Annotated in this window: 13 protein-coding genes and 1 tRNA gene; 8 read left to right on the forward strand and 6 right to left on the reverse strand. The window is 65.7% G+C overall.

Annotated elements, in window-relative coordinates; all coding sequences use genetic code 11:
• Positions 1–61: 61 nt before the first annotated feature.
• Entirely contained in the window at positions 62–1,147 is a 1,086-nt protein-coding gene (gene zapE / locus DM373_RS14505) for a cell division protein ZapE (protein WP_110994254.1), read from the reverse strand.
• A 432-nt stretch (positions 1,148–1,579) separates the two neighbouring features.
• On the opposite strand from zapE, the gene DM373_RS14515 reads away from it, so the two are divergent.
• A tRNA-Gln gene (locus tag DM373_RS14515) sits at positions 1,580–1,654 on the forward strand.
• 35 nt (positions 1,655–1,689) lie between these two features.
• Here DM373_RS14515 and DM373_RS14520 read toward each other — a convergent pair.
• The 3 genes from DM373_RS14520 to DM373_RS14530 are packed head-to-tail and all read right to left on the reverse strand — an operon-like array spanning position 1,690 to position 6,819.
• A complete protein-coding gene (locus DM373_RS14520; RefSeq protein ID WP_110994230.1) occupies positions 1,690–4,098 on the reverse strand; it encodes a hybrid sensor histidine kinase/response regulator in 2,409 nt (802 codons plus the stop codon).
• 10 nt (positions 4,099–4,108) lie between these two features.
• A complete protein-coding gene (locus tag DM373_RS14525; RefSeq protein WP_110994231.1) occupies positions 4,109–4,558 on the reverse strand; it encodes a response regulator in 450 nt (149 codons plus the stop codon).
• 14 nt (positions 4,559–4,572) lie between these two features.
• Entirely contained in the window at positions 4,573–6,819 is a 2,247-nt protein-coding gene (locus DM373_RS14530) for an ATP-binding protein (protein ID WP_244215077.1), read from the reverse strand.
• Between the two features lie 263 nt (positions 6,820–7,082).
• Here DM373_RS14530 and DM373_RS14535 point away from each other — a divergent pair, with 263 nt between their 5' ends.
• Genes DM373_RS14535 through DM373_RS14565 form a run of 7 tightly spaced genes read left to right on the forward strand, consistent with a single transcriptional unit; the run spans position 7,083 to position 13,418 of the window.
• Positions 7,083–7,607 carry a Csu type fimbrial protein gene (locus DM373_RS14535; RefSeq protein WP_425272584.1) on the forward strand — a complete coding sequence of 175 codons (525 nt, stop codon included), beginning with the start codon at positions 7,083–7,085 and terminating at the stop codon, positions 7,605–7,607.
• 29 nt (positions 7,608–7,636) lie between these two features.
• On the forward strand, positions 7,637–8,170 hold the full coding sequence (locus DM373_RS14540) for a Csu type fimbrial protein (protein WP_110994255.1): 534 nt from the start codon (positions 7,637–7,639) through the stop codon (positions 8,168–8,170).
• A 17-nt stretch (positions 8,171–8,187) separates the two neighbouring features.
• Positions 8,188–8,721 carry a Csu type fimbrial protein gene (locus DM373_RS14545; protein WP_110994234.1) on the forward strand — a complete coding sequence of 178 codons (534 nt, stop codon included), beginning with the start codon at positions 8,188–8,190 and terminating at the stop codon, positions 8,719–8,721.
• 3 nt (positions 8,722–8,724) lie between these two features.
• Positions 8,725–9,228 (forward strand): Csu type fimbrial protein, encoded by a 504-nt coding sequence (locus DM373_RS14550; protein WP_110994235.1) that lies wholly within the window; start codon positions 8,725–8,727, stop codon positions 9,226–9,228.
• 40 nt (positions 9,229–9,268) lie between these two features.
• Positions 9,269–10,045 carry a fimbrial biogenesis chaperone gene (locus DM373_RS14555; RefSeq protein WP_110994236.1) on the forward strand — a complete coding sequence of 259 codons (777 nt, stop codon included), beginning with the start codon at positions 9,269–9,271 and terminating at the stop codon, positions 10,043–10,045.
• An 11-nt stretch (positions 10,046–10,056) separates the two neighbouring features.
• Positions 10,057–12,447, forward strand: coding sequence for a fimbria/pilus outer membrane usher protein (locus DM373_RS14560; protein WP_110994237.1), 2,391 nt, complete (start codon positions 10,057–10,059; stop codon positions 12,445–12,447).
• Between the two features lie 38 nt (positions 12,448–12,485).
• Positions 12,486–13,418, forward strand: a complete 933-nt coding sequence (locus DM373_RS14565; RefSeq protein WP_110994238.1) for a Csu type fimbrial protein — start codon at positions 12,486–12,488, stop codon at positions 13,416–13,418.
• Between the two features lie 120 nt (positions 13,419–13,538).
• Here DM373_RS14565 and DM373_RS14570 read toward each other — a convergent pair whose 3' ends face one another.
• Together DM373_RS14570 and DM373_RS14575 are read right to left on the reverse strand one after the other, a co-directional pair.
• The gene (locus tag DM373_RS14570; RefSeq protein WP_110994239.1) at positions 13,539–14,687 is read right to left on the reverse strand and encodes a M14 family metallopeptidase; all 1,149 of its coding nucleotides are present in this window, start codon (positions 14,685–14,687) and stop codon (positions 13,539–13,541) included.
• A 129-nt stretch (positions 14,688–14,816) separates the two neighbouring features.
• The gene (locus DM373_RS14575) at positions 14,817–15,332 is read right to left on the reverse strand and encodes a DUF4880 domain-containing protein (RefSeq protein WP_110994256.1); all 516 of its coding nucleotides are present in this window, start codon (positions 15,330–15,332) and stop codon (positions 14,817–14,819) included.
• Positions 15,333–15,511: the final 179 nt, after the last annotated feature.

Here is a 15,511-nt window from a genome sequence, read left to right on the forward strand (position 1 = left end):
ACACTGTGGCGTGCAATTGCCTGATTTTTGTGGGAGCTGGCTTGCCAGCGATTACGCCGTTTCAGGATGCGCTGTCTGACGGCCCCGCCTGATGCAACTGCCCCAGCCGGCTGCGGGTACGCATCAGGTCGGCAATCGCCCCGCCCAGGCTTTCCTGCAGGGCCCGCTGGCCGATCACCGTCAGCTGGCGGTCCTGGTCATACAGCACATCCACCAGGTTGACGAAGCGTTGCTGCGCCGCCAGTGAGCATTCGGCCAGGTCGTCCAGCCCGTCGATGATCCAGTGATCGTATTGCTCGGCCAGCGCCAGGTAGTCGATCACGGCGGTGGGCTGTTCGCACAATCCGTTGAAGCTGAACATCACCCGTCGGCCATCCACTGCCAGGGCACGCAATGGCCGGTTGTTGACCTGCAGCGTGGCCGGCTGCCGGGTGGGTAGGCCAAGGCCCTGGCGCTGCGCCGCATTGCCCGGCCAGACGTAACGCCCCTGGGTGAAGCGCTGGTGCTCGCGGTTGGCCGGCAGGCTGCGAAAATCGGTATCGCCGCCCACCTCCAGCACCTGCATGCGGCTGTTGATCAGGCGGATCACCGGCAGGAAGCGTTCGTGGTAGAGCGGGTTGGGCAGCAGCCCCTCGGGCGCGTAGTTGGAGGTCACCAGCAGGAAGATGCCACGTTCGAACAGGGCGTTGAACAGCCGGGTCAGCAGCATGGCGTCGCCGATGTCGTGCACGTGGAATTCATCGAAGCACAGTACCTGCACGTCGCCCAGCAATTCGTCGAGGGTCGCCCCCATGGCATCGTCCAGTGCCCGGTGGCGGTGCATGCCCTGGTGCAGGCGGGCGAAGAAGTCATGAAAGTGCAGGCGACGCTTTTGCGTCACCGGCACCGCCTCGAAGAAATTGTCGAGCAGCCAGCTCTTGCCGCGGCCAACCGAGCCATGCAGGTACAGGCTGCGTGGCTGCCCGTCGTAGAGGGCCGCCAACTGCGCGGCCATGGCCTCGATCACCCGGCACTGGCCGTCGCTCAGGGTGTAGCCGCGTTCGGCGGCCTTGTCCCGGAAATGCGCCATCAGTGCGCCGGCCTGTGGCGCAGGGCCGCGCAGGCGTTGGTTGAGTTGGCGCAGGGGGGCTGGAATCCAGGTGGACAACGGCATGCTCCTAGGCAGGGAAAGGGCAGGGCGCAGCGTGCGCGACGGGGATTTTGACCAATCGGGAATGTGCCCGGCAAGCCCATTAAACGCGCTTGCACGTCCACTGTAGGAGCGGCCTTGTACCGCGAAAGGGCTGCAGAGCAGCCCCGGCGATTTCCGCTTTGACGCTGAAATCCTGGGGCCGCGCTGCGGCCCTTTCGCGGTACAAGGCCGCTCCTACAAGAAGACAGTTGCACCCACAACCGGCGGTGGCGGGGCCAGACAAAACGGGCGATTTTTACTAACCTGCTGTTTTCCAGCGTTTTTTTTCAAAAAAAGCTTCCCACCTGCAAACAACGCTGGTAAAGTGCCGGCCATTCCCGAGCAGCAACCAGCTGAACGGTGAATGATCAGATCGACAGTGCATCAGTCACTTGTCATATCCGATACAGGGGCGTCGCCAAGCGGTAAGGCAGCAGGTTTTGATCCTGCCATGCGTTGGTTCGAATCCAGCCGCCCCTGCCATTTTTTCTCTCTCTACGCAGTATCTCGCTATCGCCTCAGGGCGATTTTTTCGTTTCTGCTCCCCGATTTTCCAGCAGCTTGGCCAGCGCCAGGGCCAGCACATGCTCGTGCACCGGTTTCTGGATCAACAGGCTGTTCGGCAGTTCCATGTCGTCAAGCTCGGCGTAGCCGGTGAGGAACACCACCGGCAGTTGCGGGAAATGTTCGCGGGCCGCCAGGGCCAGTTGCGCGCCATTGAACTCGGGCATGGCGAAGTCGGTGAGCAGCAGGTCGGTGCGTTCGTCGAGCTGGGCCAGGGCCTGTTCGCCGCTGTGCGCCTCGCGTACCTGGTAGCCCAGGCGACGCAACAGGTCGCCGATCAACTCACGTACCAGATGGTCGTCATCCACCAGCAGGATGTGGCGGTTGCCGCCATCGGCCAGCGGGTTGCAGACCCTGGACGGAGCCGGCTGCGTGGCGCTGGCCTGTGCCCGGACGGCGGGCAGGTACACGCTGACCTGGGTGCCGCGCCCGGGAGTGCTCTGCAGGCTCACGCCGCCACCGGATTGCTTGGCGAAGCCAAACACCTGGGCGAGCCCCAGCCCCGACCCCTTACCGACGCCCTTGGTGGTAAAGAATGGCTCGAACACCTTGGCCGCGACCTCTTCGCTCATGCCGCAACCGGTGTCGCGAATGCTCAGCATCACGTACTCACCGGGTTCCGGGTCTTGCGGGTTTCCCGGCGGGGCGCTGATCCGGGTGTTGCGGGTGGCCAGGGTCAGTTGGCCTCCGCCGGGCATGGCATCGCGGGCGTTGATTGCCAGGTTGAGGATGGTCATCTCGGTCTGGGTCGGGTCGGTGAGCGCTTGCCACAGTTGGGTGTCCAGTTCCAGACGTACCGAGACGCTGCCACCCAGGGTGCGCTGCAGCAACTCTTCCAGCCCGGAAAGGGTCTTGTTGAGGTCCAGCGGCACGGGCTCCAGGCGCTGCTTGCGCGAGAAGGCCAGCAGTTGCGCGGTCAGCTTGGCGCCGCGCTCGCCGGCCTCGCGAATGTTCTGCAGGCGCTTGCCGGCCTTGTCCAGCCGGCCGTTGTCCAGTTCGTTCTGCAGGAAGCTGGCGCCCGTGAGAATGACCGTCAGCAGGTTGTTGAAGTCGTGGGCCACCCCGGCGGTGAGCTGGCCGACCGCTTCCAGCCGTTGCATCTGTTGCAGCGCGGCCTCGACGCGCTCACGCTCGGCAATCTGTTCACGCAGGCGTTCGTTGGCCTTGGCCAGGTCCAGGGCGGCTTCGCGCTCGCTGCTGATGTCGCGGGCCACCACGTGCAACAGCGTGTCGTCCGCCACCACCACCCAGGACAGCCAGCGCTGCTGGCCGCTGGCGTGCAGGATGCGGCCGATGAAGCGTGCACTGCTGTGGCCGAGCGACAAGGTGGCGAGCTGTGTGAGCAAGGCGTCCTGATCATCCTCGGGCAGCAACTGCAGCAGCGAGATCTGCCCCAGGCGTTCACGGCTGAAGCCCAGGCAGGCCTCCCAGGCCGGGTTCAGCGCCACGGGGGTGAGGTCCTTGTTCAGTACCGCCAGCAAGTCCTGGGACAATTCCCAGGCGCGGTCGCGTTCGCGGGTGCGGCGCTCGACGCGCTCACCGAGCATTTCATTGAGTTGCTCCAGAGCACGGGTGGCCTGGCGCTGGCTGTGGATGTCCTGCAGCACCCCGGAAAATCGAACGCAGCGGCCTTCGCTGAACTGAGTCTGGCCGCTGGACAGCAGCCAGCGTGGCTCCAGGCCGCCGGCCGGGGCAATGCGAAACTCCGCCCGGTAACTGCCATCACCGTCCGGGTGCATGGCTTGCTCGACCGCCTCACGCACCCGTGGCAGGTCATCGGGGTAAATGCCGGCATAGAACAGCTCGAGGCTCATTGTGGTGTCGAGCGGCAGGCCGAACAGCATCTTGCAGCGTTCATCCCAGCGCATCAGGCCATTCTGCGGGTGATAGTCCCAGGTACCCATGCCAGCGGCATCGATGGCGAAGCGCGCGCGCGCCTCGACATCCGCCAATGCTTGTTCGGCGTGGCGCCGGCGCTGACGCTCCTGCACTTCGCCCAAGGCCCGGCGCACGGCCTTGGGCAGCAGTGGCAGGTTCTTCTTCAATACATAGTCGGTGGCACCCAGGCGGATCATCTCCACCGCGTGTTCTTCGCCGTAGATACCGGAGAGGAAGATGAACGGTACGTCCGGTGCCAGGCGCTGGGCCGTGGCCAGGACGTCGGCGCCGGACGAACCTGGCAGCACGCAGTCGCAAAGGATCAGGTCGAAGCGGCCTTCATGCAGGGCCTGCTCGGCACCGACATGCTCGAACACCCGCTGTGGCTGCACCTGCAGCCCGCTGCGCTCCAGGCGTAACAGGATGAGTTCGGCATCCATGCTGCTGTCTTCGACCATCAGCAGTTTCAACGGTGTTTGTTGCATCGTGCCGGCCTCAGTGGTTCAGGTGCTTTGCGCCGGGCGCGGGTTCGTCGAGCAGTGCCCAGAACACCTTGAGGCCGGCGATGGCGCTGACGAAGTCCTTGAACTCCACGGGCTTGACCAGATAAGCACTGACGCCCAGCTCATGGGCGCGCTGCAGATCGGGCTGTTCCTGAGACGACGTCAGCATGACGATCGCAAGACTGCGCAACTGTGGGTGGGCGCGCACCTGCGCCAGCACCTCCAGGCCATCGACCTTGGGCAGTTTGAGGTCGAGCAGCATCACGGCCGGGTTACCCTCGGCACGCCCGGCGTACGTGTTGCGCCGCAACAGGTAGTCTAGGGCATCGGCACCGTCGCGCAGCACGATCACCTCGTTGGCCAGCTGGCTGCGCTCCAGTGCCAACTGGGTCAGTTCCAGGTCCCTGGGGTTGTCTTCGACCAGCAGGATGGGCTTGAGCATGGTCGTCAGCGGCCTCAGGCAGTCGTCGGTGGGTGGGGGAGGGTGAAGTGGAAGCTGGCGCCCTGGTCGAGCTGGCCGTTGGCCCACACCCGGCCATCGTGGCGTTCGATGATCCGCCGCACGCTGGCCAGGCCGATACCGGTGCCTTCGAATTCCTCCATGCGGTGCAGGCGCTGGAACACGCCGAACAGCTTGTCGACGTAGGCCATGTCGAAGCCCACCCCGTTATCGCGCACATACACCTCGGTCTCGTGGCGGTGGCGCACGGCGCCGATCTCGATATGGGCGGATTCGCGGCCACGGCTGTACTTGATGGCGTTGGCGATCAGGTTGTGCAGGACCATGTTGATGAACGCCGGGTCGGCGATCACCTTGGGCAGCGGCGCCACCGCCCAGCTGATCGTCCGCCCGGCGTAGTCCGGTGCCAACTCCGTGCGGATCACCTCGACCAGCGCATTCAGGTCGACATCGCATAGACGCAGCGCCGAGCGGCCCATCTGCGAGAAGTTGAGCAGGTTGTCGACCAGGGTACCGGCAAATTGCGCGGCTTCCTCGATATGACCGAGGAAGCGCTTGCCACGCTCGGTCAACTGCGCGCCTTCGATCTCGCCCAACAACTCGCTGTAGCCGGCGATATGCCGCAGCGGTGCGCGCAAGTCATGGGACACGCTGTAGGAGAACGCCTCAAGCTCCTGGTTCGAACGCTTGAGCTCGCCCGCCAGTTGCGCCAGTTCTTCGGCCTTGCGCAGGACAATGCCCAGCACCGCGCCGCGCAGTTCGGTCACGCCTTCGATGATCAGCGGGTCCCAGGCGGCACTGAAATCACGGACCTCCTCATGCCAGCAGTCGAAACTGTGCCGCGGGTTGAGGTTGCCCAGCGGGCCTGCCTGTTTATCCGGGCGCCCGGCCCAGTTCACCGTGTGTGCCTGTTCGGGGCGGAACCACAGCAGGTAGTGCGAGTGCAGCTGCGAGATGGTCACTGCCAGCACGCCGGCGGCATGCTCGGCCAGCTCTGGCAGCCCCTCGATGTCGCGGCGTGCGTTGTCGGTGTGGAACAGCGTCTCGTCGCCACGCTCGGCCAGCCAGCGCACCAGGGCATTGACCTGCGCTGCCGGTGGCGTCTTGCCGATCAGGTCGCAGCGCTCGGCGCTGATGATCGCCGCGCCCGAGGCCCCGGCAAACTGCAGCATCACCTCGGGCAGGGCCAGCAAGCCGGCGCTGACGCTGTCGTGGTCGGCCATCGAGGCGAGCATGCGCACGATGTGCTGGCGCAGGTCGAGCAGCCGGCGCGTGCTGGCGTGCTTCTCGTGGGCTTCGATCTGCAGCGACAGCACATTGGCCAGCAGCTCGCAGGCGGTGCGGGTCTGGAAGCCTGCCGCGCGGGGTTGGTCGTGGTGACAGGAGATCAGGCCCCAGAGCTGGCCATCGACCACGATCGACAGCGACATCGAGGCCTGGGTGCCCATGTTGCGCATGTACTGCAGGTGCACCGGCGAGACGCTGCGCAACGCCGCGAAGCTCAGGTCCAGGGCCTTGCCGGTGCGCGGGTTGGCGGCAGGCAGCAGCGGGGAGGGCTGGTAGTCGGCGTCCTCGATCACCCGGATGCGGTTGACGCGGTACAGCTCGCGGGCCTGGCGCGGGATGTCCGACGCCGGGAAGCACAGGCCCAGATAGCGCGGGTAGCCGGGGTCGGCGTCTTCGGCGAGCACCGTGCCGGTGCCCTGGGCATCGAAACTGTAGGCTTTGACCCGGCCAAAGCCGGTGATGCGCTTGATCTGCCGTACCGATCGCTGCAGCAGTTCTTCGATGCTGGTGGCCTGGTGCAGGGTGCTGATGAACGCACGTACCAGTGGGTAGTAGTCGCCTTGCCGGGCGTCCGCTTCGTGACAGGTTTCGAATTCGAGGATGAGCACCTGGTCGTGGCGGTGGGCCAGCACCCGCAGTGAGGCCTGGCAGGGCGCTTGCTCGTGCAGGCGCACATCACCGATATGAAAGGGGAAGACCTCGTCGACGGGCAGGCGGCCCAGCTGGCCGCGCAGGTCGAAGGTACTGCCGAGCAGCGCGGGCAGGGCCTGGCCAAGCAGCTCGCTGGCTGACATGCCCAGCCATTGCGCGCTGTTTTCGCTGGCCTGCAGGATGCGCAGGTCATGCTCGTCCAGTACCAGCAGGAAGCCTTGGGGCTGGATGCTGCCAGGCACCTGGATCGGTTCCTCGGCGCAACGCTCGATGGCTTGGTCGAGCGGGTTGGAGGTCGTGCTCAAAGTTATCTCCTGCAGGTTCCGTCCATGCATGGGCATGACGTTAACAGAAGGCTGGATGTTTTTGTCGGAACAAGGTGTTTTCGGGTGTGGGATGTACTGATGCATCCCGGAGGTCGAGGTGAAACTCCGTAGAGATTGTTGCGTGTTTCCCGCGCGTTGCCAGCCCTTTTCATTAATGCCAAAGAGAGGGATCCCACGGCTGTTCGGATCCGATCGCGCTGCTACGCTCAAGCTCAACCCTTACAGACAAGGATCGATCGCTGATGCAACGCTTGATGGCCGCGCTGTTGGGCCTGTGGTTGAGCGGCAGTGCCGTGGCTGCAGAGTTTCTCGTCGACGTGCAGGTGCGCGTGCAACGCGGCTGCATGCTGGTCGGCCAGCAGCGCGAGGCAGGTGCCCAGGCCCTCGGGGTGATCGACCTGGGCAGCGCCGCCCGGCTGGACGGGTCGGGCGCGCCCTTGAGTGGCGCACTGTTCAGCCAGCGCCCGCCGCGCCTGGAGTGCAACCCCGATACCCCCTATCAAGTGCGCGTCGATGGCGGCCAGCATGGCGGCACCGGTGCGCTGCGTTACCTGGCCAGCGACGATCGCCAGGCCAAGCCGATTCCGTATCGGCTGTTCCGCGACGCTGCCTGGCGCGAGCCGCTCGAGGTGGGGGTGGCGCAGTCGGCGCGGGTGCCGGGCAGCGGCTCGGTGGAGCTGCCTCTGTTTGCGCGGATCGACAGCCTGGCCTGGGTGCCGCGCGCAGGCCTGTACGCCGACCTGCTCAAAGTCACGGTCACCTGGTGAGGAGCCACGCCACCATGCACAAGGACGCGCTGCAACGCACTTCGCTACTGCTGCTCACCCTCGGCCCGCTGTTGCTGCCCAGTGGCGCCGCCCATGGCACCAGCACCGGCTTCATCCAGGCCCGCCTGGTGATCAGTGCTGCCTGCCAGATCGACAGTGGCCAGCAGCCGGCGTCGTTGGGCAACCCCGGGCTGATCGACTTCGGCGCCCGCGGCCCGACCTGGGACCATGCGCTGACCAGCCGGGTGGATGAGGCGGGCGGCGAGGGCAGCCTGCAGATCAGTTGTTCGCCGCAGGTGCGTGCATTCAGCGTGCGGATCAATGGCGGGCTCAATGGCAGCGACGGTGTGCGCCGGCTGAGCAATGGCCGTGAACTGATCCCCTACCAACTGGCGGTCGACCCCAGCGGCAACGGCCGCTATGTGGTCGGTCAGGCCCGTACCTTCACCATCAGCGGCACGCAGCAGGTGCCCGTGCCTATCTACGGCGTGGTGGTCGCGCAACCGCGCGCGCTGCCTGCCGGGCTGTACCGCGACACCCTCAGGGTGACACTGGACTGGTAACACGCAAGGAGACCTTCATGCCCAAGCACACGACTCGCTGCATCCTCGTCGGCCTTGGCCTGGCGCTGACCGCCCAGGCCCAGGCGGCCACCGTCACCGGCACCATCAACTCGACCCTGACGCTGACCGCCGCCTGCCAGGTCAACGGCGCTGGCGGCACTTCGGGGCTGAACTTCGGCAACCTCAATTTCGGCACCCAGGATTCGCTGTTCACCACGGCCAACGGGCAAGTGCTCGGTGGCGGCGGCGGCGCCATGAGCATCCTCTGTTCTTCGGGCACGATACCGGTGATCAAGGTGCGGGCCGGATCCCATGACGGGCAGTCATCCGGTGGTGCCCGCGCGCTGGCCGATGGTTCCGGCAACTTCGTGGCCTATGACTTCTACACCGACGCCGGGCACACGACCCCGCTGGCCATCGACGGCACCATCACCCTGCCGACCAGCACCGGCGTGGCGCAGACCGTCAACCTCTATGGCCAGGCGCGCGGCAAGGCGGGCCTGCCGGCCGGGGTGTACACCGACACGGTGGCGGTCGAGCTGAGCTTCTGAGCCATGCCACGCGCATGGCGGCTGCCGGCTGTCGGGCTGGGCCTGTTGTTGGCGCAAGGCGCGCTGGCCGCGACCGGCAGTACCTTCCAGGTGAGCGCGCAGATCGTTGCCGGCTGCCTGGTGGTCGGCGGGGTGACCACCTATGGCGTGCTGGACTTCGGCACCAGTTCGGCATTGTCCACGGCCACCTTGAGCACGTCGCTCGGCGGCACCACGGTGACCTTCCAGTGCACCCCGGGGGTGGCCATGAGCATGAGCCTGGACGGCGGCCAAAACAGCGCCAGCGGCACCCGCAACCTCAAGCGCAGCGGCGGCGGCCAACTGCTGGCCTACCAGCTGTACCGCGACGCCGCCTTCAGCCAGAGCCTGGCCATCGGCAACAGCGTCACCGTGAGCTACAGCGACCCGACGGCGATCAAGTTGCCGGTCTACGGCCGTACCACCTTGCCCGGCAGCCTGCCGGCAGGGACCTATACCGATGTGGTGCAAGTGACGGTGAGCTGGTGAAGCCGGCGCCGTGAACCATTGGATGCAGAAGGAGAGGGGCATGGGGGCAAGCGCGAAACTGGCGCAAACGTTGTTCGGGATGCTGCTGTTGGCCAGCGCGCAGGCCATGGCGGCGACGTCGGTGCTGATCTGGCCGATCGACCCGGTGCTGGAGGCCGAGCAGAAGGCCGGCGCGCTGTGGCTGGAAAACCGTGGCACGGCGCCGGCCAGCCTGCAGGTGCGGGTGTTCGCCTGGCGCCAGGGTGAGTACCAGGAGCAGTTCCAGGCCCAGCGCGAGATCATCGGCAGCCCGCCGGTGGCCAACATCGCGCCGGGGCAGAAGCAACTGATTCGCCTGACCCGCACCGGCAGTTCGCCGGTCGGCCAGGAGCAGGCCTACCGCATCATCATCGACGAAATCCCGTCGCCGATGCCGGCCGACACCGCCAGCGACGGGCCGAAGGCGGCAATCCGCCTGCAGATGCGCTATTCGGTGCCGTTGTTCGTCTATGGCGAAGGGTTGTGGAGCAAGCCCGACCCGGACGGCAAGCGCAGTGCCGAGGGCGTGGGCAAGCCGCAACTGAGCTGGCGCGCGGTGACGGTGCAGGGCAAGCCCTATGTCGAACTGCGCAACACCGGCCCGGTGCACGCCCGGCTCACCGATGTGGTGTTGCAGCAAGGGGGGCAGGACAAACCCCTGGTCGAGGGGCTGCTGGGGTATGTGCTGCCGGGCGCGAGCATGCGCTGGCCGGTGCCGGCCGCACCGGGTGCGGCCAGTGTGCTCAAAGGGCGGGTAAACGGTCAGGAGGTTGCGCAAGCCATCCGGCAAGGGCAGTGACACGGCATTGAATGTACGACAGGGGCCAGGGAGGACCCGACAATGGTTGGACATCGTGTGTGAATTGGGTGCGGGTGGCAGCGCACCGTGTGTGGCTGGGCCTGGCGGTACTGGTGCCCGGTGTGGGCGTGGCCGACGAATTGCCGCCGCCACCCACCGAGCAGGCCGCCATCACCGATGCCACGCTGTACCTCGACCTGTTGGTGAACCAGGTGGGCAAGGCTGAGCTGGTGCCGGTGCAGCAGCGCGCCGGGCGCCTGTACCTGGACAGCGATGTGTTGCGCGCGGCCGGCATCAAGCTGCCCGGCGAGCCCCAGGGCGAGGTGGCGCTGGACGCCATTGTCGGCTTGCATACCGACTACGACAGCCAGAACCAGCGCCTGCTGCTGCAGGTGCCAGCGGCCTGGCTGCCCGACCAGCAGGTGGGCGGGCGCAGCCTGTACCCGGCCAGCGATACCCGCACCAGCTTCGGTGCCCTGTTCAACTACGACGCCTACCTCAACGACACCGATGACGGTGGCACTTATCTGGCCGCCTGGAACGAGCTGCGCCTGTTCGACGGTTGGGGCACGTTTTCCACCACCGGGCAGTGGCGTCAGGCGTTCAATGGTGCGCAAAGCGATACCCGCCAGGGTTTCTTGCGCTACGACACGACCTTCCGTTACACCGACGAGCAGCGACTGCTGACCTATGAAGCCGGCGACCTGGTCACCGGCGCCTTGCCCTGGAGCACCTCGGTGCGTATCGGTGGCTTGCAGCTGTCCCGCGACTTCGGGGCGCGTCCCGACCTGGTCACCTACCCGCTGCCGGCCTTCGCCGGTGAGGCGGCGGTGCCCACCTCGCTGGACCTGTTCATCAATGGCTACAAGAGCAGTACCACCGAGCTGCAGCCGGGCCCTTACACCCTGACCAATGTGCCGTTCATCAACGGCGCCGGCGAGGCGGTGGTGGTGACCACCGATGCCCTCGGCCGGCAGGTATCGACCACCTTGCCGTTCTATGTCACCAGCAGCCTGTTGGCCAAAGGCCTGACCGATTACTCGGTGGCCGCCGGCAGCCTGCGCCGCGATTACGCCGTACGCGATTTTGCCTATGGGCCGGGCGTCGCCTCGGCGAGCCTGCGCCATGGCCTGTCGGACTACTTCACCGTCGAGACCCATGCCGAAACCGCCGAGTCGATGATGCTTGGCGGCCTGGGCGGCAACCTGCAACTGGGTACCTTCGGGGTACTCAACGCCGCCGTGGCCCAGAGCCGCTTCGATGGCGATACTGGCCAGCAGGTGGCGCTGGGCTACCAGTACAACAGCCGCCGGCTGGGCTTCAACTACCAGCGCATCGAGCGCCATGGCGACTATGCCGACCTGTCGCTGGTGGACAACCCCTACACCCAGCTGAGCCGGCGCAGCGAACAGGCCACCGTGAGCCTCAACCTGGACAGCTACGGCAGCCTGGGCGCCGGCTATTTCGACATACGTGCCGGTGATGGCTCGCGCACCCGGCTGATCAACCTGAGCTGGAGCAAGCCGTTGTGGGGTAACAGCAGCCTGTACCTGTCGGCCAACCGCGACGTCGGCGACAGCCAGTGGGCGGTGCAGGCGCAACTGGTGATCCCCTTCGACCTGCACGGCACCCTGGCCTTCAGCGCCGAGCGCAGCAAGGACGGCCAGGACCTGCAACGGGTCAACTACAGCCACGCGGTGCCGGTGGGCGGCGGCGTCGGCTACAACCTCGGCTATGCCACGGGCGGTACCACTGGTGACTACCGCCAGGCCGACCTGACCTGGCGGTTGCAGTCGGTGCAGTTGCAGGCAGGGCTGTATGGCAACCCCGAGCAGATGACCCGTTGGGCCGACGCCAGCGGCTCGGTTGTGCTGATGGATGCCGGGCTGTTCGCCGCCAACCGCATTGATGACGCATTCGTGGTGGTCAGCACCAACGGTTATGCCGATGTGCCGGTGCGCTACGAAAACCAGCAGATCGGCCGCACCGACCGCAGCGGCCATTTGCTGGTGCCTTACAGCAGCGGTTACTACCGCGGCAAATACGAGATCGACCCGATGGAGCTGCCGGCCGATGTGCTGGCGCCGGAGGTGGAGCAGCGCGTGGCGGTGCGCCGCGGCAGCGGCTACCTGCTGGAGTTCCCGCTCAAGCGCGTGCTGGCGGCGAGCCTGGTGCTGGTCGACGGCAACCAGCAGGAACTCAAGCTGGGCAGTCGGGTGGTGCACCGGGAAAGCGGCGCCGAAGCGGTGGTGGGCTGGGATGGCCTGGTGTACCTGGAGAACCTGTCGCCGAGCAATCATCTGCAGGTGGACAAGGCCGATGGCGGGCAATGCCAGGTCACGTTCGAACTACCCGACGGGGAGGGGCCGATCCCGCTGATCGGCCCACTGGTGTGCCAGTGAGGGCGGCGGCGCGTTGCCTGTGGTTGCTGGCAGGCTGGATGCTGCCGGGCGCGGCCTGGGCCCTGTGCTCCTCGGTGGCGACGGCGCCGGCGGCGTTCGGCACGATCAATTCGACCCTGGTGCGCACGACGATACAGAGCGCTTCATCCAGCAACGCCGGGCTGCAGTGCACTGGCTCATTGCTGTCGCTGCTGGCCACCAACGATCACTTCTATGCCACCATCACGTCCAGCACCAGCGGGCTGGTGGGGCCGACGGGTGACGTGATCCCCTACACGCTGTACGCCAACGCCACCACCAATTACCCGATCGCCCGTGGCGTGCAGTTCGATTTCGCCCGTAACGGCATCATCGACGCCTTGGGGCTGCTCAATGGCACCGTGCCCAAGAGCGTGCCGCTGTACCTCAAGACCGTGATCGGCGCCAACGTGGCGGCAGGCTTGTACCAGGAAACGCTGAACATCGCCTGGAGCTGGAACTACTGCGCTGGCGTCGGCGCCTTGGGCGCCTGCGTGCTGGGGCGCGATATTGGCAGCGGCAACCAGACCCTCACCGTCACCCTGACGGTCAGCAACGACTGCCAGATCACCAGCCCCAACATCAACTTCGCCAGTGCGCCGGTGGTGGCCGGGTTCGGCACGGTGAACCAGAACATCAGCCTGTCGTGCACCAAGGGCAGCAGCTACACGGTGGGGCTGGATGACGGGCAGAACGTGGCGGGTGGGCGGCGGCGGATGAAATCCAGCGCCGGCAACTACCTGGCCTACGACATCTTCAAGAGTGGTGGCAGCGTGCGCTGGGGGGTACTGTCGTCGGCGCGGCGCTCGAGCAGCGATGCCGATGTGAACCCTGGCAATGGCACCGGCACGGGGAGCCAGACGTTCAACTACAACGCCAAGGTGTATACCGACCAGGCCACGCCGCCGGCGGGGAGCTATCTCGACAATGTGATTCTGGATGTGCAGTTCTGAGCCGGCCGGGAGCGTGGTTGTGATTGTGGGAGCGGGCTTGCCCCGCGATTGATGTCGGCATTGATCTGACGTCAATCGCGGGGCAAGTCGCAGCGGCGCATCGCCGCTCCCACGGTCGGTTCAGCGCAGATCGTCGACCATCTTCAGCAAGGTTTCCAGCACCGCACCCGCCAGCGCCTTAGAGCGCTCGCCGGACCACCCGGTACGCGGATTCGGCGCATCGTCATGGTCCTTGAACGGCATCTCCAGGGTCAGCGACAGGCAGTCATGGGTTTGGCCCACGGCGTTGCAAGCCAAGGTCATGTTGGCCTGGCCGGGTTCGTCGCGGGTGTAGCCGTACTTGGTCTGGAAGTCTGGCGTCAGGCTGCACAGCGTGCTGCGGAACTGCTCTTCCAGCTTGGCGATACGCGGCGTGTAACCCGGGTTGCCCTCGCAGGCAGCGGTGAATACGTGGGGGATTTCCTCGTCGCCATGGGCATCGACGAATGCGTCCACGCCATGCAGTTTCATCTGGCTCTGGGCGAAGAACACCTCGGGGCTCAGCTCGACACTGGCGTCCTGCCAGGCGCGGTTGAGGTCCTTGCCCTTGAAGTTGGTGCGCAGGTGGCCGAGGAAGGCGCCGTCCGGGTTCATGTTGGGGATCAGGTACAGGTCGGCCTTGGCCAGCAATTGCTGGATGACCGGCCCGTTGGCCTCAAGGGCGTCGATCACGCCTTCCATGAACCATTCGGCCATGTGCTCGCCCGGGTGCTGCTGGGCGATGATCCACAGCTTGCGCTTGCCGGCGCCGCCGTCGCCTGCACGTAGCAGCGGGATGTCACGGCCCTGCACGCTACGCCCGTTGGCCAGCAGCGTTACGCCGGGGACATGCCGGGCACGTTCGATCAACTGGTTGTGGCGGGCGCGGGGGTAGGGTTCGAAGTAGGCGAACCAGGCCTGCTCCTGTTCAGCCTTGAGCTCGAAGCTCAGCGCCTTGCCATCGAACTGGCTGGGCACGCGGAACCAGGTCTGCTGGTCGTAGGAGGCCACGGCGTGGTAACCGGTCCAGGCGTTCTTATAGGAAGACTCGGCAGCGTTATCCAGGCTGAAGCGATGGACCTGGCCAGGGGTGAGGCCGCCGACCTTGAAGTGGAACCACTGGAAGTGGCCACTGTTGGTGTCCGGTCGGATGTTCAGGTGGACCTGCGTGGGGTTGCTGGCGTCCAGCACCAGGATGTTGCCGGAGTCGAAGTCGCAGTCGATGTGCAGCGGGGACAGCGTCACGGTCATTGCCAGGCTCCTGTCTTGGCGTTGTTGTGACGGTACTGTACACCGCATGGTCGCGGCATTGTGCAGCGAATGTCGGCTTGGCCATCAGCTCTCAAGGGCTGATGCGATCCTGCAGGGATCGCGAAGGCTTCAGGCCCACAAGCCCAATGCCACCAGCGCGGCGACACCCAGCCCGAGCGCAATCGAACACCCACCCAACGACAATGCGGCGCGCCCTTGCCGATACCAGCCGTCGTCACCCAGTTGGCGTGCCGGCGCGAGCAGGCTGCGCCAGCGCAATTCGGTTTGCTGGAAGGCGTGCAGGTGTTCGGGGGCCGCATCCAGCCAGCGGCGGAAGTCGATGCGTTCGCTGGCGGTCACTTCAGGGCTTTGCAGGCGCACATACCATTGCCCGGCAATGCTGGCCACGGCGTCGCCTTGTGCGCGGGTGGTCTGCAGGGCCTGGTTCATGTGGCGTTCGATGCTGATCAAGGGCAGGTCGAGGCGTTCGGCGATGGCGGCGAAGCCCAGTTGGTCGAGGCGGTTGAGCAGAAAGACTTGCTGCACCCGACGCGGCAGGCGTTTGAGCGCATGCATCAGGTTGTCCTGATCATGCTGCATGGCGATTTGGGGGTCATGCTCAAGGGGCAGTAGCAAGCGGGTCATGAACAGCTCCTTGCTCATTGGGGGAGGAGTGGGGGCATCTTCCTTGACGCGAGATCAGCTTAAACTTAACGAGATTGATTCTCAAGTGCTGATTCGGCAAAGATTTGTAATGAGCGTTCACGTCCTGACACAGTTTTGCTATCATCGCCGGCATCAACGATCTTCATTAGCCTGAAGAG

It is taken from the genome of Pseudomonas sichuanensis (assembly GCF_003231305.1).
Taxonomy (GTDB): Bacteria; Pseudomonadota; Gammaproteobacteria; order Pseudomonadales; family Pseudomonadaceae; genus Aquipseudomonas; species Aquipseudomonas sichuanensis.

Coding starts and splice junctions, on each gene's coding strand:
- DM373_RS14535 (WP_425272584.1), top strand. CDS start 7,083: ATGCAACGCTTGATGGCCGCGCTGTTGGGCCTGTGGTTGAGCGGCAGT.
- DM373_RS14550 (WP_110994235.1), top strand. CDS start 8,725: ATGCCACGCGCATGGCGGCTGCCGGCTGTCGGGCTGGGCCTGTTGTTG.
- DM373_RS14565 (WP_110994238.1), top strand. CDS start 12,486: ATGCTGCCGGGCGCGGCCTGGGCCCTGTGCTCCTCGGTGGCGACGGCG.
- DM373_RS14520 (WP_110994230.1), bottom strand. CDS start 4,098: ATGCAACAAACACCGTTGAAACTGCTGATGGTCGAAGACAGCAGCATG.
- DM373_RS14560 (WP_110994237.1), top strand. CDS start 10,057: ATGTACGACAGGGGCCAGGGAGGACCCGACAATGGTTGGACATCGTGT.
- DM373_RS14555 (WP_110994236.1), top strand. CDS start 9,269: ATGGGGGCAAGCGCGAAACTGGCGCAAACGTTGTTCGGGATGCTGCTG.
- DM373_RS14525 (WP_110994231.1), bottom strand. CDS start 4,558: ATGCTCAAGCCCATCCTGCTGGTCGAAGACAACCCCAGGGACCTGGAA.
- DM373_RS14575 (WP_110994256.1), bottom strand. CDS start 15,332: ATGACCCGCTTGCTACTGCCCCTTGAGCATGACCCCCAAATCGCCATG.
- DM373_RS14570 (WP_110994239.1), bottom strand. CDS start 14,687: ATGACCGTGACGCTGTCCCCGCTGCACATCGACTGCGACTTCGACTCC.
- DM373_RS14545 (WP_110994234.1), top strand. CDS start 8,188: ATGCCCAAGCACACGACTCGCTGCATCCTCGTCGGCCTTGGCCTGGCG.